This is a genomic window from Paenibacillus sp. J22R3 (assembly GCF_056269305.1).
Genome location: NZ_JBWDNS010000002.1, coordinates 977101 through 997348 on the forward strand (window position 1 = coordinate 977101; position 20248 = coordinate 997348).

Consider the following 20248-nt stretch of genomic DNA (forward strand, 5'->3'; position numbering starts at 1 on the left):
GCAGAAATTATCGGCAATCTGGTCGAAAGAATAACCCAGCACCTTGTTTATGTTAAAAAACTGCATCCCCCGGTTAAAGGAGATACAGTTTAGCTTTGTTTATTCAGTCCGTCAAAGGATTGCGATTGCTAAGAAGACCATTTTTCGCAGGTGAGCTGCCTCTCCGCTTGATGTCTCTCATTTCTTTATAATGCGCTCTAGAGACGGGTGCGCGGAGGGCGTCTTTTCCAACGGGCTCTTTCTCGAAAAAGACTTGATGCGTATCTTCATCGTAAAACTCAATTTTGTCTTTTTGAGCCATGAAACAACGGTCGATTTTCACAAAACCCTGCAAACTAAAAAACTTTTCCTGTTCCTCCGGACTTTTTATGTAGTAATAGGTTCCTTCATGCGTCTGGAGATACTTTTCGCCATTTAGACTGCCCACAAATCGGACATCGTTTAGGTCTATTTCGACAATATCGAAACTCCCGTCTTTGCGACGATTAACTACATGATATGGGCGATGCATGTTTCAACATCCCTCCGATGTACTACTTTCTAAGTTCCGCAGGGATTTCAGGTTTATTGATGAATGCGTAAGAACCCACGAGAACGAATACCGATGCCACCCCAATTACAATAGCAGCCACACCACGATATGCTAGTTTTTTCATCTTTTGTTTCACCCCCTTTCCTTAAAAGGCAATAACAACGCTTGTACCATAAAAGCGACTGCAAGGAGGTCAGAAACAAATAGGAAGTTAGTCGCAACGAGCGCTGCGGATATAATTTTTAACAATGGATAATATTTTGGGGAAAGCCGGGCGTACTTGTCATAGTTCGCCGGCGCGAAGATTAGCACACTTAGCAGCGCAACTGCCGTGAGGATGTAAGTCCAATAATCTGACAGGAAAATATGCGGCATTACTGACATAGCAAGTGTAGAGACAAAAATACATAGCCAACCAGACTTTAAGTGGTAACCGCCTGTTAATAGGCGAATAGTCGCGAATACTATTAATAATAATCCAGTTCTTCCAATTTCGCCAGTAAAAAGTCCTATTAGCAAAGAAAATGCGGTAATAGACACAGTGTTCCAAATAATGCTCAATGAGTAGACGATAACGTCGACTGATGGCGTATTAGCTACGCCATTTGCCTTCATGCGTACATTTAGGTCAGTGGCTATTTTACGCAGCATCTTCTGTATCCTTTCTAAGTGTAAAGTATAGGAATAAAGGAAGAGTTAGTACAAAGACAATACTCGCGGCAATCACGTATTCATCATAATTATTACGGAATACAACTGCCAAGATGGCTGCTAATACGATTGCGAATGCTATTATCGCTAATAGAATTGCATTAGTGCCTCTAATTTCGACATATACTCGCCGTGAAGTTGGAACAAAGTCGAATCCCCAGTTCTTTATGTATACGGTCCTGGCAATCGCTATGTTGGCTAAACAAGTGATAATTTGTACAGCTGTCGCAGTAGCATGATTGCTGGTTATCGTTGAGAATGAAGTATCACTAACCTGACTTGCTACTAGAATAATTAAGCCCTGCACTGTAAATAAAGCGGCTATTCCCGCAAAATTCATGATAATGGAATGGAAAATAGGAACTCGGAACAAAATCCAAAGAACCAGTATAAAGAGGACAAACTGTATATAAGAAGATAAATCACCAACAGCAGGATCTAAGCGCGAGAAGTAAGAAGCTTGGCTCATTAACAAGGAAACTAATAATACGTTCATTATCAATCTTCTATCCAATCCAAACCTAAACAATGTGAACAAGAATAGCAGCGTGCCAATATACTCGAATGTAGACCCAACAATGAAAAGAAAATAATTCATGCCCCGCCCGCTCCCTTTATTTATCTTCGTCTTTCCTGCGGCGATCATCGGATTCATCTCTAAACTCTATAATTACATCTTCAATCCAAAGCGGTCCGCTCTTAATGACAAGGACCGGATCAGGAAATCCCTTCGTTTTCCTCTTATGATGCATATTGCGTCGATCGATCCCCAGTATCTCTGATACCTCCGCACTGCCGACAAGTTTTGGGTAACTTGGGCCAGTTGCGACTTGTTGTCTTAAATTCAATACTTCATCAACTAAGGATAGAATGCATTCCCCGACTTCTCCTCTCGCTTCATGCGCCAACTCGGTGCATTTCGTGATCGAGAACTTCAAATGATCACCCGCCTAACATAATATGACTTATATCCTGATTATACGACAAAAACGTATATACGCAATATACATAATCATTTATTGATAGAATACATTGAATAATAGACAAACGCAGTAGGTCACTATATGATCATTGTAATTGAATAACCACAGCAAGGTGCGTGTTTAGCCATCTAAACATCGCTTAAAAGGGAAGTCCGGTGCAAATCCGGCGCGGTCCCGCCACTGTTAATGACGAGCAACTCCATGAAAGCCACTGGTAGAAATACCGGGAAGGTATGGAGAAGTGTTGACTCAAAGCCAGGAGACCTGCCTTGACGTGTACGTGTGTTCACAGACTCTACGGATGATGGAGGCGGTGCTTATTTTTGTTGTCATTCATTTGACTGCGGACAGTGCCAGCCTTTGATTCTATATGAATCGAAGGCTATTTTATTGAAAAGGATATGAATTGCTTACTATTGAGGAGTGAAATTGTGCGAAGTAGGAAGGGGAAATTATGAACAGAAGCAGTAAATTATTATCCGCCATTGTTATCTTATGCTTGATGGTTGGTCAACTGAGTATTACACCTGTGTACGGTTCACCGGCCAAAGATGTGGACAATGCCATTCAGGATACAGCGGCTTACTTGTTGGCGGCGGTACAAGAACCTCAAGTTGGCTCCGTTGGTGGAGAATGGGCTGTCATTGGTTTGGCTCGTTCCGGATATCCAGTCCCTCAACGTTATTTCGACGACTATTATAAGACGGTTGAGAGCTACGTGATTTCGCTGAAAGGCGATCTTCATGATAAGAAGTATACCGAATATTCCAGAGTCATCCTGGCTCTAACCGCCATCGGAGCGGATCCGACCCATGTAGGTGGCTACAATCTGCTGACACCGCTCGGTGATTTCGATAAAACCATTTGGCAGGGGATAAACGGACCGATCTTCGCGCTAATCGCCTTAGACAGCAAGAATTATGCGATTCCATTCAATAGCACGGCCAAGACGAAGGCAACAAGAGAGTTGTACGTCGACGAAATCTTGTCTCGGCAGCTGAAGGATGGCGGATTTGCACTTTCCGGTACGGAGGCAGATCCAGATATTACGGGCATGGCATTGCAGGCACTTGCGAAATATCAGGATAAGAAAAGCGTAAAAGCTGCAACAGGTAAAGCGCTCGAGCGGTTATCGAACATTCAGGATAATAAAGGCGGCTACTCCAGCTGGGGAGTCAAAAATTCCGAAAGCACGGTTCAGGTGTTGATGGCGCTATGTGAGCTTGGCATCTCCATCGATGACAGTCGATTCGTCAAGAATGGCAACACCGTTGTCGATGATCTCCTTGGCTATTATGCGGAGGGAAAAGGATTTCAACATGCGATCGATAACAGTGGAGTAAACGGAATGTCTACAGAGCAGGCGATGTACGGACTTGTGAACGTGCAACGTAGATCGGCAAACAAGAATAGTCTTTACAGAATGTCGGACGTAACAAGGAAGACGCCTTCCACTTCAAACGAAGAGGTGGGCTTACCGAATAAACATGAGGACATTAAAGTAATGCCTGTGCTCGAAGCGGGCAAGACGTTCTCGGATATTGCCAATCATCTGAATAGAAAGGCCATTGAAGAGCTTGCTTCACGTGGGATCATTAACGGCATGACTGCAGACACCTTTGCTCCGAATCGGACAATGACACGGGCAGAATTCGCTGCGATAGTGACCAAAGGTCTTGGGCTCCTACCAAAGGCAACTTCCATATTTGCAGATGTTCCCAAAGGCGGCTGGTATGCAGGTTACGTAGGTACTGCTTTCAGCTATGGGATCGTGACAGGCACATCGAAGACAACCTTCTCACCTAGCGTGACGATTACGAAGCAAGAAGCTGCTGTTATGATCGCGAGCGCAGCCAAGCTATGCGGCATGGATACCAATCTCAGCGTTGCAGAAACAAGAGATATGCTGGCTCAATTCGGTGATTATACGAAGACTGCTGATTGGGCGAGGGCTGCGCTTGCTTTCAACTTCCGTGAGAATATTTTGTCTCAGGATGCTTTCAATATTGAGCCTAAAGTGGCTATTACGCGTGCCGAGATCGCGGAGATGCTCTACCGCATGTTAGCCGCAACCAAATTGTTGTAAAGAGGCGTTCCTATGAAAGTTACCAGAACTAAAATCATCGCAGCAGCGATCTTTATTGCTGTTCTTGTAGTTGCGTATCTCAGCAGCGGCCCGCTTGAGAGCCGCTCGCCTGAATCGCCTCATGCTTCGACTGATGCCATGCAATCCGTTGATGTTCATCAGCAGAGCGCAGATTCAACTGGAACAGAACCGGCTGATCAACGACCAATTACGAATGAGCAACCAGTTAAAACGACGCCAAAGGCGGAGAATTCTTTGACCGGAGAGTCGTCTGCTTCAGCAAATACAGTTAAGTCCAGTGATGCGTCATCTACGCCAAACACAACAAAGGGGAACGGCCAACAAGAGGTCAAACCCGGCAAACCAACAGTGAAGCCTCCGGCAAAACCGACGGAAGGCAAGCCTTCCAAGCCTGCTGTTCCTTCCAAATCTTCCAAGCCGTCTATGGCGATTGATCCTAAGACCGGCAAGGATAAGTATTTGACCGAAGCTGTACCCGATGGCAAACCAGTCCCTGTAGAACCGCAGGATTCATCGGTATCCGATAAGACGCTGACCGCCTACCTCTCGGTAAGCTGCGCTACCATTCTGGACAATCTGGATAAGTTAGATCCCGAGAAGCTGGAGCTTGTTCCGAAGGACGGAATCATCGTACCGAAACGCGAAGTTACCTTCTATGAAGGGGAATCGGTGTTCAATGTATTGCAGAGAGAAATGAAGAGAAGCAAGATTCATATGGAATTTGAAAATACGCCTATGTACAACTCTGCCTACATAGAGGGAATTAACAATCTGTATGAATTCGACTGCGGAGAGCTATCTGGATGGATGTACAAGGTAAACGACTGGTTCCCGAATTACGGAAGCAGCCGATACCAGCTTAAGCAGGGGGATGTAATCGAGTGGATCTACACCTGCGACTTGGGAAGGGACGTAGGCGATACTTATGCTGCTGCAGGCGGTGATAAGAAATGAGAGATGCGTTCTCAAGCTACCATCCCGTAGTGAATTTCACGTATTTCGCACTCGTCCTTTCATTCTCGATGATCTTTATGCATCCGGTATGTCTCGGGATCTCCATCGTGTTTGCTTTTGCTTACTCGATCCAATTAAACGGGAAGCGCGCCATGAAATTCAACTTATTCTACATGCTTCCCATGTTGGTTGTAACTGCTCTCATCAATCCAGCATTCAATCATGAAGGAGCAACCATACTTCTCTATTTGCATAGCGGTAACCCATTGACCTTAGAATCTATTACATACGGTATTGCTGCAGCGACGATGTTCATAGCAGTCATCTGCTGGTTCTCCTGTTACAACGCCGTTATGACCTCAGATAAGTTCATCTATTTGTTTGGCAGGGTTATTCCTGCACTTTCACTTGTGCTCTCGATGGTCCTTCGGTTTGTTCCGAAGTTCAAAGCTCAGTTTATCGTTGTGTCGGAAGCGCAGCGATGCATCGGAAGAGATATTAGGAATGGCAGTGTGCTTGCGAGAATTCGGCATGGCATTCGCATTCTGTCGATGATGACAACATGGATGCTTGAGAATGGCATTGAAACTGCCGCATCCATGCGCAGCCGCGGTTATGGGTTAAAAGGAAGAACCGCGTTTTCACTATACCAATTCGATCGTCGCGACCGGACTGCAATGCTCGCTATATTTATGATTGGCAGCTACATTCTTGTAGGTGTGTATACGAAAGCCATGTATTATCGTTACTTTCCTTCCATGCGAGGTGTGGAACTATCGGTCTATAGTTTAAGCGTGTTTGCCGCGTTTGCCGCGCTTTGCGCCATACCGCTGGTTATTAACGTTCGGGAGGATATACGATGGAATCATTCACAGTCGAGCATTTAACCTTCTCCTATCCCGGTTCTGATCGGAATGCGTTACAGGATGTTTCATTTACCGTTCGAGAAGGAGCGTTCGTCGCACTCTGCGGCAAATCAGGGTGTGGGAAGTCGACGCTGCTCAGGCATTTCAAGTCGGATCTTGCGCCACACGGTAACCGGAGCGGAGCTGTTAAGTTTCGAGGGATAGCCATCGAGAACATGGATCGTCGTACGCAAATTGCAGACATCGGCTATGTTCTTCAGTCTCCTGATAACCAGATCGTTACGGACAAAGTTTGGCATGAGTTAGCTTTTGGACTGGAGAGTCTTGGCTGCAGCGCTCCGGAAATTCGCAGGCGCGTGGCCGAGACGGCTAGTTTCTTCGGCATTCAAGAGTGGTTCCATAAGAAAGTAACAGAGCTATCCGGTGGACAGAAGCAGCTGCTTAATCTGGCCTCCGTGATGGTTATGCAGCCTCAAGTGCTCTTGTTGGACGAGCCGACCAGCCAGTTGGATCCGATTGCAGCTTCCGAGTTTCTTGGTACACTGGGCAAGATTAATCGAGAACTCGGTATAACCATTGTGCTGACCGAGCATCGGCTGGAAGAAGTACTGCCGTTGTCCGACATCGTGTTTGTGATGGACTTAGGTGAAATTGCAGTATCAGGCACGCCGAGGGAAGTAGGGGAGAAGCTTCGTGAACTGCGGCACGACATGTTCTACGCCATGCCAACGCCTATGCGTGTATATTGGAGGATTGATAATGCGCTGAAATGCCCGGTTACCGTTCGCGAAGGACGCGAGTTCTTACACCGGCTGGCGGAAATCACGCCATACTCCAAAGAAATGCCGGTGGAAAAGGCATTGAAAGAGGAGGCCATTCCTGCCATTGAACTTGATGAAGTCTGGTTCAAGTATGATAAACATGCTCCGGATGTTTTGAAAGGTTTGTCATTGAAGGTATTTCCAGGTGAGCTTCATGCGATTGTCGGTGGTAATGGGGCTGGGAAAACAACGGCGCTTTCTTTGATTTCCGGATTGCGCAAGTCCTATCGCGGGAACGTCCTGCTCTATGGCAAGGCTATTGGGGAATATACGGATGGTGAAAAGTACAATGGATTACTAGGTGTACTGCCACAAAATCCACAAGCGATCTTCGTCGGAAAGACGGTGGAGGCGGATTTACTTGAATTGTTATCGGGGATAGATCAAGCAACAGCTCGAGACCGAATTCGGTATGTATCGCATTTATGCGAGCTGGATGAATTACTTGGTCGGCATCCGTATGATTTATCCGGAGGGGAGCAGCAACGTGCAGCTTTGGCCAAAATACTGCTTCAGGAGCCAGCTATTCTGCTGCTGGATGAGCCGACCAAAGGCTTGGATGCGGGGTACAAGCTAAAGCTCGCCGGAATATTGCATCGATTGAAGCAACAGGGGACGGCCATTCTTATGGTCAGCCATGATATAGAATTTTGCGCTAGCTTCTCCGACCGTTGTTCGATGTTCTTCGATGGTGGAGTCGTATCGGAAGGTCAGCCTCGAGAGTTCTTCTCGGGTAACCGTTTCTATACAACGGCAGCGAATCGGATGGCTAGAGAGCTGCTTCCATGGGCAGTTACACCTAATGAGATCATACATGCTTTTGGCGGTCTTAAAGAGGAAGCGAGTAGTTTCGCCAGTCAGCGGGATGCTATCACAACTTTGTCAGTTTCATCAAGGCTCAAGAGAGGCGCATCATCCCTTGGGACAAGCCAAGATCAACAAGTGCCTGCTGAACAACGAAAGTTCTCTAAGCGAACTCTTACAGCCATGATGATGATCTTATTGCTCATTCCGCTTACGATCTGGTTCGGAATCTACTATCTCGATGACCGCAAGTATTACTTTATCTCCATGCTTGTGATCGGGGAGACGATGCTGCCGTTTGCCTTGATGTATGAGGGCAGGAAACCGCAGCCCAAAGAGCTGGTGACGTTAGCCGTATTATGCGGAATAGGAGTAGCCGGCCGTATGGCGCTATTCATGGTGCCGCAGTTCAAACCGGTATTGGCGATCGTCATTATTTCCGGCGTCGCCTTAGGTCCTGAAGCGGGCTTTCTTGTTGGCGCGGTCACAGGTTTTGTTTCCAATTATTATTTCGGTCAAGGTCCTTGGACGCCTTGGCAAATGTTTGGTTTCGGCATAATAGGGTTCATGGCCGGAGTGTTGTTCAGAAAAGGCTTGCTTCGCAGAAACCGAATAAGCTTAAGCCTATACGGGGGAATTGCTGCATTTGTCATATACGGCACAATCATGAATGTCTCTTCTGTATTCATGACACAGACCAAAGTTACATTAGAGATGTTCGTCCTTGCATGCATACGGGGTATCCCGTTCGATCTCATTCACGGTATTGCGACGGTTGTGTTTCTGCTTATGCTCGCAAGACCCATGCTCGAGAAGCTGGATCGTGTGAAAGAGAAGTACGGGTTGATGAAATAACTTGAGATACGTAGGTGGTTAACTAGATTCATGCAAAATGAAGAAGCACTGCAGCCTATTAGGTTGCAGTGCTTCTTCTATCTGATCATTCATTCGAGTTACAGATCAGCCTTTAACCCCGCCTGCGGTTAAACCTTCAATGATTTGTTTTTGCAGAACGGCGTAAATAACCATGACCGGCACGATGCTATATACGATACCCGCCGACATTTGAGCGTAATTCGTGTTATAGATATCGCGGAAACCGACCATCCCGACCGGCAGCGTTCGCAATTCGTCGGTGGAGATGAAGAAGTTCGCCATTAGAAACTCGTTCCAGTTTCCGATGAAGTTGATGATAAATACGGTTACCAAAGCCGGAACTGTGATTGGCATAATGATTTTAGCGAAAATCCCTTTTGCACTCAAACCATCCACGACAGAGGCTTCTTCGATTTCACTCGGGATCGATTTCATAAACGCCGATAATATGATAACCGTAAACGGAATTGCCCCGGCGGTGTACGGAAGGATTAGTGCCATATGGGTTCCCAAAATAGGCTGACCAAATATCACTAACTTATTTAATAAGATAAAAATAGGCAAAAGCAAGGCGCCGCTTGGAATGAGCAACCCGATCAGGATGAATTGATACAACCCTTTGCTCATTTTCTTATAGCGCATCCGCGTAATCGCAAATGCTCCCATGGACGAGAAGATAATCGTCGCAATGGAACATAGCGTCGCGATATACAAACTATTAAGGAAGTAAACACTGATTTTCGCATTCACCCAAGCCTCGTAGTAATTTTCGAAATGAAACGAAGAAGGGAAACCAAACGGATTACTTGCGATCGCCTGGTTATCCGACTTGATGGAGGAGAAGAGGACGAACAGGAACGGGTAAAGAGTCACGACTAAATAACCTATTAAAATAATATGGGGGATACTCTTCTTCACTGATCGTAGTGTCATCGTCATTAGTATTCGACCCTTTCGACTCTTCTGGCAATTAAGAATTGGTACAAGGCTGTAAGAATGAGAGAGAACATGAAAATCAACACCCCAATGGAGTTTCCATATCCATACTTCGCATTCGTGATCCCGTATTTAATTAAATAGGTTGCCATTACATCGGTTACCCCGCCTGGACCGCCATCCGTCATGACGATGATAATATCGGCCGCTTTCATCGCACCTGAGATGGAAAGCATAATGACTACGGAAATGATAGGCATGATAAGCGGCACCGTAATGCGGGTTGCACGGGTCCAAGCGCTGGCCCCATCGACAATGGCAGCTTCATCGATTTCTCTGGGAATGGACAAGATTGCAGCAAGGACCATGACGACGTAGAATCCCGTCCACTGCCACGCATTGGTGATCAAGATCGAAAACATGGCCCAACTGGTGTCGGATAACCACATGACAGGCTGAAATCCGAGTTTAGTCAAAATTTGATTGAACAAGCCGATATCCGGTTCATAGATGAAACTCCACAAAATTCCGATTACCGCAGTTGACATAACGGAAGGAACAAATATTGCTGTTTTATATAAACCCTTGAGTTTCTTGACGTTACTGATTAAGAGAGAGAAGAAGATAATGACAGGAACTTGCACGAAAACCGAGAATAGAATGAATTTCCCGTTATTGAGAACGGAGTCCCAGAATAATACATCCCCAAACGCATGCTTAAAGTTCGTCAAACCATTAAACTTCGCTTCGGTAAGACCGTTCCATTTCATAAAGCCCGTAGTGAAGGCAGAAATCATCGGATAAATGAAGAATAAGAGATAGAGTAGAAGGAGAGGCAGCAAAAACAGGATATAGGTCCATGGGTTTCTTAATGTTTTATTCATCGGTTCCTCCGCGATAATCAGACATTGGCTGTATGAGTCGTGCTTATAAAAAAAGTACCACCCACTCTGAGGCGGGTGGTACTTTCCTTGCTTATCCTCTTTTAGAAATCGTCGTTGTTTGCTGCATTTTGCGCTTTTTGCACGCCGTCCAGCATGGCCTTAGGCGTAATTTTGAGGCCGATTAGTTTTTGGATGCCTTCGCTGATCGCCGTATTTACATCAGGCTGAACCAAGGAATCAAATGCCGGGAAAGCGCCGCTTGCTTTGTTACCAACTTCAATGATTTCTTTCACGAGATTAGAAGCTTTAGCGTTAGCCAATTTCGAGCTGTTTACTTTCATGGAAGGTAAGACGCCGTCTGCTTCAAGTCCGCGAATTTGCATTTCGTCATTGTACATGTTCTTGATAAACGATTTTACGAATGCCAATTGCTTCTTGTCATTTTTAACTTTTGCCGAGAAGCCGTAGCCGTTAGAGAAGCCGCCGTTTACAGCCGTTTGGCTGCCTTTGCCGCCTGCAACGGATGGAACTGGGAAGTAGCCAACTTTGTTCGTGAGATCGCCGGCTTGTTTAGGATCCGCAAATACGCTGGAAGCCCATGATCCGTCATACATCATGATCGCTTCGCCACGGATGAGCTGGTTGCGTTGTTCGGCATAATCCAAACCGAGCTCGCCTTGTTTAAAGTAGCCTTTTTTCACCCAATCCTGGTACTTCGTGAAAGCAGCCACCATTGGCGCACTATTCCATTTCGTTTTACCGGTTGCAAAACCGTTCGTAATGTCCGGACCTGCATAACGGGACCACAGGGTATTGGCTGTCATTAACGGCACCCATGCGGCTTTGGAAGCTTGAGCAAAAGGCGTTTTCCCGTCTTTTTTAATCGTTGCTGCTAAAGTCTCAAGTTCAGCCAATGTTTTTGGCGTTTTCAAGCCATGGGCTTTGAAGTACTCTTTATTGTAGAAATAACCCTCTTGGTAACCGCCGATAGGCAAACCGTATACTTTTCCGTTCACCTTGAATTCGTCCAAAGAAATAAACTTATTAGACAAGCCAAGCTCTTTCAGAATCGGTGTAAGATCGAGCAGTCTGTTTGCTTCAACATACAATTGTGTATCTGCTCCACCGAACAGATCGAAAATCGCAGGAGCTTTGTTGACTACCATTTCAGAACGTAATTTCTCTTTGCGGTTGACGTCCGAATCTACGCCGTCCAGCTTGTATTTAACGCCTGGAACCTCTTTTGCAACCTTTTTCAATACATCATTTAGAATATTGAGACGTTGTTGTTTGGCCTCGCCCAGTTGCGTATGTCTGATCACGATGGTGTCGGTTTTTGTTGCCGCACCAGCCGAACTTAAGACAGTTGTCGACGCAAGCACTAAGCTGAGCGCTGGGACCAGAAGACTCTTTTTCATTGTAAATGAACCTCCCAATATGGTTTATGTATCTACTTCAGAATAAGATTGTTAGAAAATTTTGAATAGGGGGATATTTCCATTATAGAAGGATAAAATTATACAACTAAAGTCACGAATTGATGGGCACTTTGGTTCTGTCTTCATCGAATTCTTGAATTTATGGGCCAATTGCTAGAGTAATATGGATCATATCTATGGTAGCGGAGCACCTAAAGGAGGGAGAGTGTTGCAGGGTGTGCAAGTGGGGTCGGAGGTGGCGATAGCGCTAACGGTTGTGACAGTGGCTATTTGGTGTAATCAGCCCTGTTTTATTTTCTAACGGTTGCGAGAGAACTTATTTGGGAATTTTCCCATAGAAATCGATCATTTTGAGGCAAATAAGGCTTGTCACAACCGTTAGAGCTGGAAAAGCAGTAAATTTCGCGAAATAGCCACTCTGGCAACCGTTAGAATTGTATCCCTGTCGATTGCCTCTTATGTTACTAGGCGATAAGTACGATAGCGCTGGTTTCCACTTGCAACCTCCAGCATTTTTTTCTCCATTAGGCCGCGAAGGAGCACTCGGACGCGATTTTCGGTGAGCTGCATGTGGCTTGCTAGCTCGGTCGGTGCAACCGGACGGAGTAGTCTGTGAACATAGCGCATAATTTCGGCTTCAGCCCAGTTCAGTCCGGTGGGAACTGCACGGGCTAGAAACTTTCCAACGAATGAAAGGACGAGTTGCTTGCAAACGCCAGGATCATCTCGGATGGACAAGTATGCAATGGGGAGGAATATCCAGTCATCAAGAACGAGCAGTGATTGTTTCATACATAAATCTTTAAACCGGCTGACCTCAATATCTCTGGCATGGCTTCGATAATCCTGAATTTCAATACAACCTTTTAGAGTGCCCGGCATGTACGCAAGGTCAAGATAACGATACCCATTATTAAAGTCTCTGACTTCGAATTCAGGGGACAGATGTTCTAGATTGCCAATGGCAGGAAACCAGACTAAGCGCAAAAATTCTATTGATCCGTGACTCAATCCTTTCATAAGTATTTCTCGTCTCCTTGGGCTTTTCTCCTCGGCAATATGCTGCTCGATCCAGTTATGATAGACTTCGTCAAATCTGCTCATTCCTCTTCACATCCCTCTCCATGAATAAAAAATACCGCCTCAGTACATCATTGTCGAATTGACATGACGTACCGAAGCGGTATGTGCTTCACACCGTATATAGTGTGAAATATACCATGATATGGGAATCAATTCAATACGCGGGTTTCCACTGGATTGCTTCCAATATAGTGCTTTACAGGACACCTTAAGGTGTTATATTATGAATTATGACACTGATTGGTGTCCTATAGTAAAATATGAATAAAGGAAGTGGATTTACGTGCATATACTAGCCATCATTCTTCAGAGCTGGCTGCTTTTCTCCATGGCATTCTTTGGTGGAAGCAAGCTTGCAGGAGCCAAACATCAAGTCGAACTATTTGATTCCGTGAAACTTCCCCAGTGGTTCCGAGTTATTACGGGTATCGTTCAAATTGCAGCATGCGTTGGGCTCATTATCGGTTACTGGTCAGCAGGGTATGCCGCATGGGCAGGAGTATTGGTCGGCGTTATGATGATCATCGCATTGATTGCGCATCTAAGAGTCAAACATCCTTTTGCCAAATGGTTCCCGGCTCTATTAAACCTCTTGATTGCTGCCGGAGTAGTCATTCTATATGCAGACGAAATGTCCAATCTATGGGGATAGGCCTTACTTCAAGTCCACGAATATCGTTCGTGGGCTTTTTTATATGTAGAAGCTAGTAACCCTAAGGTAACCTAGTGAATTTAAAGTGCGTACTATTCATTTCCAGTATTGTTGTTTATATTCTAATTGACGGGCCATTAAGAAGGACCAAAGAAAGCGTAATCCAGGCACATGATCAGATCTGTATACAATTCAGAAACGGAGTGAAAATGGATGCAAAAGCGACAATTGGGACGAACCGGACTGGAAGTTACCACGTTAGGTTTTGGTGCAATGGAAATTCGGGGACCTCGAATCTGGGGAGGCCGTCCTGTTACGGATTCGGATGCGGAGCGGATATTGAATGCCGTCCTGGATGCCGGAATTAATTTTATTGACACGGCTTACGATTACGGATTAAGTGAAGAGTACATTGGGCGATTTATCAGCAATAGGCGGAGCGAGTATTTCTTAGCAACCAAATGCGGCTGCACGGTTGTCGATGCTGGAGATCATGATGAGACGCCTCATGTATGGACAAGAGATAATCTACTGCGCAATGTGGATGTAAGTTTACGGAGAATGAAGACCGACTATATCGACCTAATGCAACTTCATAATCCGACCATTGAACAAACCGATGAAGGACAATTGATTGATGTGCTGAAAGAAATTCAAGCAACCGGTAAAGTCCGGTGGATCGGAATCTCTTCAACGCTTCCTCATATCACGAAATACATCGAAACGGGCGTATTCGACAGCTTCCAAATCCCTTACTCGGCACTTGAGCGCGATCACGAAAACGTGATTTCAACAGCAGCACATTCAGGTGCAGGAACCATCATCCGCGGCGGAGTCGGGCGCGGCGAACCGGGCGTAGGTCTGGGTAACGGGGATAAATGGGCAGCTTGGGAAAATGCCAAGCTCGATGAATTATTGGAAGAAGGCGAAAGCCGTACAGCGTTCTTGCTGCGCTTCACCTTAAGTCATCCTGACTTGACGACAACGATTGTCGGGACGAAGAGTCCGGAGCATCTGACGGAGAACATACGAATTGCCCAGAAAGGCGTGCTTCCGACCGATGTTTATGAGGAAGCGAAACGTCGTCTTCTGGATGCGGGTCAATCGCCTAAAGCATAGATGACTAAATGATACAGAAGCCACTTCGACAAGAAGTGGTTTTTTATTTACTCCAAGGACCTCAAAGTCGAATCCTAACAAGTTAAGTCGAATGGCAAAAACCGACTTGTAATCGCTTCCATTCGTAATTATAATGAAGGCGCAGTCTTCCTTAAACGTTTCGGATACTGCATCCATTCATTTTCCATCAAGAAAGGAGTGTACAGGTTTCGAGCTGATACCCACCACATTTTCAGTCATACTTCACTCAAGCGGAAGTAACGAGCTAAAATTAGGGGAGGTTTATCTGTGAAGAAAATCGTTTTTTTACTAGTTGCAACCCTTCTTGTTCTAACGTTGGCAGCCTGTGGCAGCAACAACAATAATAGCGGTGAGTCAGCGAATTCGAATAGTGGTACTAACAAGGCAGACACCGGCAAAGAAGTAGTCATCAAGTTCCCGAGCTACAAAACGGGAAATAACGTCGGAGCTATCTTTTACCTTCCTCAAATTGAGCGCTTTAACAAGAAATATGCAGGCAAGTACAAGATTGAAATCGAGGAAATCGTCCAAGACGAATACTCGAAGAAAATTAAACTCCTCTATCAGCAGAAGAAATTACCCCCGCTTATCGAAGTCGACAAAGAGCTAGCCGACATTATGATTAACAACGGCGATCTCCTCGATCTGAAACCTTACATCGACAACAATCCAGAAATCAAAAACATTTTGATTGATGATTCAGTTAAATATAACACGGACAAGAATGGCAAGATTGTTTCGCTGCCGCTTGCTTTCGAGCGTCCGATCGGCCTGTATTACAACAAAGAATTGCTTCAGAAAGCCGGAATTACCGAGCCGGCGACGACTTGGGACGGATTCTTCAGCGATCTGGATAAATTGAAAACAGCCGGGGTTACACCGTTGTCCCTCATGACCGGCGAGAATGGTTGGACGACGATGCTGCTTGCTTCTGCCATGATCGCCTCTGAGCCGGAAGGTCAGGAGCTGTTAACGAAAGGCGATATCGTGACGAACTTTAACTCGCCGCTGTGGGTGGAGACCTTTGCCAAGGTACAGAAGCTGCTAACGGATTACACAACGAAGTCCGCGCTAGGTGCGACTTATTCCATCGCAGCCAATGAATTCTTCAGCGATAATACGGCCATGATTGCGAACGGCCCATGGATGGTCGGGGATTTCAGCAATCCGGACAAAGCCTCCGAGGGTTTCGCGGGCAAAGTAGGCGCGACCATTTATCCGAATGGCGTCGCGCTCGGCTCTGCTGACGGATACTGGTATTCCATTCCGAAGGATACGCCGCAGGAAACGGTGGATGGATTGATCGAGTACTTCAAATTCATCTACTCACCGGATGAATTAAATGCATTCCTGGTAGCGGAAGGCGGCTTTGCTCCGAAGCTTCCGATGCCGGATGATGCGAAAGCGAAACTGGATCCGGTCCTGAGACAGTTGAACGATGAAGTGGGCTCCAAGATGAAAACACTCAACCGATTGATTTACGATATCGTGCCTCAATCCGTCTCGGACCTGTTTGCCAAAAACTTGCCGCTCCTGGCTACGAGCGATATGACGCCCGAACAGTTCTGTAAAGCGATGACAGACACGGCCGAGAAGTTTAAGAAATAATGCAGTAGTTAGCCAGCTAGAATAGGTTGTGCAAGAAGCGCGGAGCAATAACTAATGCGCTTCTTGCACAGACAAACCGCTCTTCGGGAAGGAGTTCGGTCATGTTCAAGTACAATAAATTCTGGGTGTATCTCTTTATCGTGCCTACGCTTATCGTCTTTCTGATTTTCTATTTCGTTCCCATTCTGACCGTGTTTACAACCGGATTCATGGAGTGGAATGGCTTTGATTCGGCCAAATTTATTGGATTCGATAATTATAAAATGATTTTCACGGACGACAATTCGATTCTGGTCTCCTTAATGAATTTATTGAAATGGTCGCTAATCGCCACCTTCATTCATGTCCCATTCGGAGCGTTAGTCGCGTTTATTATCTTTAAGCGACCGGTCGGCTGGCGATTTGTGCGCGGAGTATTCATGATTCCCAACGTTATCGCGGTATCCGCATGGGCAATCATCTATCGCTTTATCTTCAATGACCAGATGGGCCTGCTCAATAATTTCATTCGAAAGCTCGGCTTCACGAACTTTCATACGAATTGGTTCTTCGATCAGCAGTACGCGTTCTCAGCAATCAGCTTAACCTGGGTCTTCTACGCGGTAATCGTGACGCTGCTCGTTTTATCTGACCTCATGGCGATTCCTAAAGAGCTCCATGAAGCGGCCAAAATTGACGGAGCAACAGAAGCTCAAATCCACTGGAGGATCAATTTGCCTTTGATTCGGGGTTCGCTTGGGACTTCGGTTATCTTATCGATCATAGCGAGAATTACAATGTTCGAGGCGATCTTCTTGACGACCAAAGGCGGTCCCGGGAACTCCACGTATAATATCTCGGTCATGCTCTACGACGGCATCATTAACTATCAATTCGGTTATGCCAATGCGGTCGCAACGATCATGATTATTCTGGGAATCGGCGTTCTGGCCATTACGACCAAGGTGTTCAAGATGAACAAAAGTGTCTACAACTGATAGGTGGTGATCCTGCTGTATGAAGGCTGAACCTTTGAAACGCGGCCTGGTAGGGGCTTTCAGTTATTTGGTGCTCTTATTCACAGTCTGCATATCGCTAGTCCCGCTGCTCTGGATTGTCGTTTCTTCGTTTAAATCGAACAAAGCGATATTGAACACGCCGTTTGCGCTTCCGGTAGAATTTAACTTTCATGCCTATTACTCGGTGCTGAAGATGAATAACTTCTTAAGCAACACGACTAACTCCGTATTGATATCGGTGACTTCGACACTTATTGCACTTCTGTTCTATGCGTTAGCGGCTTATTCTTTTGCGAAATTCGATTTTAAGGGAAAACATATTCTGTTCGTTCTGTTCTCCATTACGCTGCTCATTCCCGGCCATGCTACGGCACAGCCTATTTTCTCTTTCATCAATATCACCGGACTTTACGATACGAGATTGGCGCTCATTGTCGTATACATATCGGCAGGATTGGCTGTATCACTGTTCATCTTGAGGGCTACGTTCCTCTCCATTCCTAGAGAGCTCGATGAAGCGGCTTATATGGAATCGGCTAACTTCTGGCAGGTGTTCTTCTATATCAATTTGCCGCTTGCGCGATCAGGCTTGGCAACGGCAGGCATTCTCATGTTCCTCGGCAACTGGAATGAATTTTTCTATGGGTTTATGCTGACGGCTTCCGCTGAGAATCGGACGCTGCCTGTCGCCTTGCAGTTTTTTACCGAACAATTCTCCTATAACTACACCCAGCTGTTCGCAGCACTGACGCTCGTGACGCTGCCTAGCATTATTTTGTATATGGTGGCTCAGGAACAGGTGCAGCAGAGCGTTGTCAGTGGCGGCGTGAAAGGTTGATGAGCGTTTGGCGACGATAAAAGATATTGCTAGAATGGCCGGTGTATCGACAACTACCGTTTCCAGAGCGCTTAACGGATATGATGACGTTAGCCAAGAGACGAAACGCAAAATTCATGAGATTGCCGAAGAGTTGGATTATTCTCCTAATGCGGTAGCGAGAAGCTTGGTATCGAGCAAAACCCGCACCATTGGCGTTATTTTCTCGGGACTTAAGTATTCGGGGGGGAAAGACAATCTCGCCTTCGAGATCTTATGCGGCATCAATGATCGGGCAAACGAGATGGAATATGACATCTTGTTGTTCAGCACAAGTCCGTCCAAGCAGCGGATCAAATCCTACTACAACTTATGCAAGGAGCGAAATGTGGATGGAGCCATTATTTTCGGCTTAAGGGTCGACGATCCGTACCTCGAGGAAGTCATAAAGAAGTCTAATTTTCCGTGCGTTCTGATCGACATCCCGTTCTCGAATGAGATTCTGGGCAATGTGACAACCGACAATATTGAAGGGGTTAGATTGGCCATTCATCATTTGATGGAGTGGGGCCATACGAATATCGCGATGATCAACGGTTATGTTGAAGCACATGTCAGTGAACAGCGGCTAAGGGGCTTTAAGAAGGCGCTCTTCGAACGCGAGTATGCCTTCGATTCTTCGAAAATTTTCGATGGGAAGTTTTCCGAAGAGGGCGGGGAACAGGCGATGATGCGTATTTTGGACGAACATCCGGGGGTTACCGCCGTATTTTGCTCCAGTGATCTGATGGCGCTCGGCGCGATGAGAGCTCTCGAGAAGAGGGGGAGAAAGGTCCCTGATTCGGTATCCGTGGTCGGCTATGATGATATCATTCTCTCCTCGTACTGTACGCCGAAGCTGACTACCGTTCATCAGAACAAATACGAGATGGGCTGGGCATCGGCCAAGCTGCTGATCGAGATGCTGGAAGGAACAGATGTTGACCACAACGTGGTGCTAAAGAATGAATTGATCGTACGTGAGAGTACAAAGCGGTTGCTGTAAACCCTTCGTGTACATTAGGCTGGCGATTATCCCAAACGTTTAAGTAACCGTTCATTATTTTCAAATGGAGGTTGGTATACAATGAGACTTAGCGCCGAGGAACTGGAAAGCGGCAAGTTATCTCCGGAAACGTTAGAGCTTGCCATTCAGTTGATCAAAGTCAACGGGTATGTGTTGTTTGAAGAAGTTTTGCCGCGAGCACAGGTCGACGAGCTGTTTAATAGCTATACAGCCATACTGGATCCCTACTTCGAGGAGCATCGCGAAGAGATTCTTAATCCGAAGAATGGATTTAACGATGGCACCAACCACGTACGACTCTACTTGCCGTTTGAGGAGCCGTTCTGCGATGAAGCGGTTATTGCGAATCCATTCGTGACTGAAATCGTGGATCGGATTTTGGGTGAGGATAGCGTAATGACCTATTTCGCGACGAATACGTCAATGCCCGGCGGAAGAAAGTCACAGCCTGTCCATTCGGATACATCCTCGCGATACGGAGACAAATACGCTGCGAATTTGCCGATTGCCAATTTAATTGTCAATTATCCACTTGTGGATGTTCATGAGAATAACGGTCCCATGGAGATTTGGCCGGGCGGGACGCATTTGCATCCGGATAACTGGTATGCGCCGAATGCATTCAGCAAATCTAAGCTCGCCGAGCATATGCATGGGATCAAGATGCTGATGCCGGCAGGCTCCATCTTGATTCGCGATGATCGAGTATGGCACCGCGGCACGCCGAACAAGTCCGATAAGCACAGGCCGAATATCGCGCTAATTTACTCGGAGAACAGGCAGCGTGAAGGCACGATTCAAATACCGCAAGAAACGTACGATCAGCTGTCTGTGAAAGCACAGCGTTTGCTGCGTAATGAGAAGATCGGCTTTCCTGTTGCGGAGCCGAAGCACTAGTAGGTAATTTAGAAAAAACCGCATTGCACCCTGAGAAGAGGGTTGCAATGCGGTTTTTGGTCTGTGCTGCTGTG

At 46.1% G+C, this 20248-nt stretch carries 20 protein-coding genes and 1 riboswitch; of the genes, 11 read left to right on the top strand and 9 right to left on the bottom strand.

The window, feature by feature from the left end; genetic code table 11:
- Window positions 1-103: 103 nt before the first annotated feature.
- The 5 genes from AC0YN4_RS12475 to AC0YN4_RS12495 form a co-directional block, all read right to left on the bottom strand.
- On the bottom strand, window positions 104-511 hold the full coding sequence (locus tag AC0YN4_RS12475) for a LytTR family transcriptional regulator DNA-binding domain-containing protein (RefSeq protein WP_475781777.1): 408 nt from the start codon (window positions 509-511) through the stop codon (window positions 104-106).
- A gap of 22 nt (window positions 512-533) precedes the next feature.
- Window positions 534-656 (bottom strand): hypothetical protein, encoded by a 123-nt coding sequence (locus tag AC0YN4_RS12480; protein WP_475781778.1) that lies wholly within the window; start codon window positions 654-656, stop codon window positions 534-536.
- An 8-nt stretch (window positions 657-664) separates the two neighbouring features.
- Complete coding sequence (locus tag AC0YN4_RS12485) at window positions 665-1147, bottom strand: accessory gene regulator B family protein (RefSeq protein WP_475835912.1); 483 nt, start codon at window positions 1145-1147, stop codon at window positions 665-667.
- A gap of 25 nt (window positions 1148-1172) precedes the next feature.
- A complete protein-coding gene (locus AC0YN4_RS12490; protein WP_475781780.1) occupies window positions 1173-1739 on the bottom strand; it encodes a hypothetical protein in 567 nt (188 codons plus the stop codon).
- 118 nt (window positions 1740-1857) lie between these two features.
- Window positions 1858-2181, bottom strand: coding sequence for a hypothetical protein (locus AC0YN4_RS12495; protein WP_475781781.1), 324 nt, complete (start codon window positions 2179-2181; stop codon window positions 1858-1860).
- Window positions 2182-2319: 138 nt separating this feature from the next.
- A riboswitch (cobalamin riboswitch) is annotated at window positions 2320-2512 on the top strand.
- Between the two features lie 168 nt (window positions 2513-2680).
- On the opposite strand from AC0YN4_RS12495, the gene AC0YN4_RS12500 reads away from it, so the two are divergent.
- The 4 genes from AC0YN4_RS12500 to AC0YN4_RS12515 are packed head-to-tail and all read left to right on the top strand — an operon-like array spanning window position 2681 to window position 8633.
- Entirely contained in the window at window positions 2681-4312 is a 1632-nt protein-coding gene (locus tag AC0YN4_RS12500) for an S-layer homology domain-containing protein (protein ID WP_475835913.1), read from the top strand.
- Window positions 4313-4324: 12 nt separating this feature from the next.
- Complete coding sequence (locus AC0YN4_RS12505) at window positions 4325-5287, top strand: DUF4430 domain-containing protein (RefSeq protein ID WP_475835914.1); 963 nt, start codon at window positions 4325-4327, stop codon at window positions 5285-5287.
- The gene (locus AC0YN4_RS12510) at window positions 5284-6174 is read left to right on the top strand and encodes an energy-coupling factor transporter transmembrane component T (RefSeq protein WP_475835915.1); all 891 of its coding nucleotides are present in this window, start codon (window positions 5284-5286) and stop codon (window positions 6172-6174) included. Before AC0YN4_RS12505 ends, AC0YN4_RS12510 begins: the two co-directional genes overlap by 4 nt.
- Complete coding sequence (locus AC0YN4_RS12515; protein ID WP_475835916.1) at window positions 6147-8633, top strand: ATP-binding cassette domain-containing protein; 2487 nt, start codon at window positions 6147-6149, stop codon at window positions 8631-8633. Before AC0YN4_RS12510 ends, AC0YN4_RS12515 begins: the two co-directional genes overlap by 28 nt.
- Window positions 8634-8738: 105 nt before the next feature.
- Here the strand turns inward: AC0YN4_RS12515 and AC0YN4_RS12520 are convergent, their stop codons facing one another.
- From AC0YN4_RS12520 to AC0YN4_RS12535, 4 genes are all read right to left on the bottom strand, one after another.
- Window positions 8739-9587 (bottom strand): carbohydrate ABC transporter permease, encoded by an 849-nt coding sequence (locus tag AC0YN4_RS12520; RefSeq protein WP_475835917.1) that lies wholly within the window; start codon window positions 9585-9587, stop codon window positions 8739-8741.
- A 5-nt stretch (window positions 9588-9592) separates the two neighbouring features.
- Entirely contained in the window at window positions 9593-10474 is an 882-nt protein-coding gene (locus AC0YN4_RS12525; RefSeq protein ID WP_475781787.1) for a carbohydrate ABC transporter permease, read from the bottom strand.
- 101 nt (window positions 10475-10575) lie between these two features.
- On the bottom strand, window positions 10576-11892 hold the full coding sequence (locus AC0YN4_RS12530; protein ID WP_475835918.1) for an extracellular solute-binding protein: 1317 nt from the start codon (window positions 11890-11892) through the stop codon (window positions 10576-10578).
- A gap of 477 nt (window positions 11893-12369) precedes the next feature.
- On the bottom strand, window positions 12370-13017 hold the full coding sequence (locus AC0YN4_RS12535) for a transcriptional regulator (protein ID WP_475781789.1): 648 nt from the start codon (window positions 13015-13017) through the stop codon (window positions 12370-12372).
- Window positions 13018-13279: 262 nt separating this feature from the next.
- Here AC0YN4_RS12535 and AC0YN4_RS12540 point away from each other — a divergent pair, with 262 nt between their 5' ends.
- The 7 genes from AC0YN4_RS12540 to AC0YN4_RS12570 all read left to right on the top strand — a co-directional run bounded on the left by AC0YN4_RS12540 (window position 13280) and on the right by AC0YN4_RS12570 (window position 20174).
- Complete coding sequence (locus tag AC0YN4_RS12540; protein WP_475781790.1) at window positions 13280-13648, top strand: DoxX family protein; 369 nt, start codon at window positions 13280-13282, stop codon at window positions 13646-13648.
- Window positions 13649-13861: 213 nt separating this feature from the next.
- Window positions 13862-14767 carry an aldo/keto reductase gene (locus tag AC0YN4_RS12545; RefSeq protein WP_475835919.1) on the top strand — a complete coding sequence of 302 codons (906 nt, stop codon included), beginning with the start codon at window positions 13862-13864 and terminating at the stop codon, window positions 14765-14767.
- Window positions 14768-15055: 288 nt separating this feature from the next.
- On the top strand, window positions 15056-16396 hold the full coding sequence (locus tag AC0YN4_RS12550; RefSeq protein WP_475835920.1) for an ABC transporter substrate-binding protein: 1341 nt from the start codon (window positions 15056-15058) through the stop codon (window positions 16394-16396).
- Between the two features lie 101 nt (window positions 16397-16497).
- The gene (locus tag AC0YN4_RS12555; protein ID WP_475781793.1) at window positions 16498-17373 is read left to right on the top strand and encodes a carbohydrate ABC transporter permease; all 876 of its coding nucleotides are present in this window, start codon (window positions 16498-16500) and stop codon (window positions 17371-17373) included.
- A gap of 19 nt (window positions 17374-17392) precedes the next feature.
- Window positions 17393-18232 (top strand): carbohydrate ABC transporter permease, encoded by an 840-nt coding sequence (locus tag AC0YN4_RS12560; RefSeq protein WP_475781794.1) that lies wholly within the window; start codon window positions 17393-17395, stop codon window positions 18230-18232.
- Between the two features lie 7 nt (window positions 18233-18239).
- Window positions 18240-19256 carry a LacI family DNA-binding transcriptional regulator gene (locus AC0YN4_RS12565; RefSeq protein WP_475781795.1) on the top strand — a complete coding sequence of 339 codons (1017 nt, stop codon included), beginning with the start codon at window positions 18240-18242 and terminating at the stop codon, window positions 19254-19256.
- A gap of 81 nt (window positions 19257-19337) precedes the next feature.
- The gene (locus tag AC0YN4_RS12570) at window positions 19338-20174 is read left to right on the top strand and encodes a phytanoyl-CoA dioxygenase family protein (RefSeq protein ID WP_475781796.1); all 837 of its coding nucleotides are present in this window, start codon (window positions 19338-19340) and stop codon (window positions 20172-20174) included.
- Window positions 20175-20248: the final 74 nt, after the last annotated feature.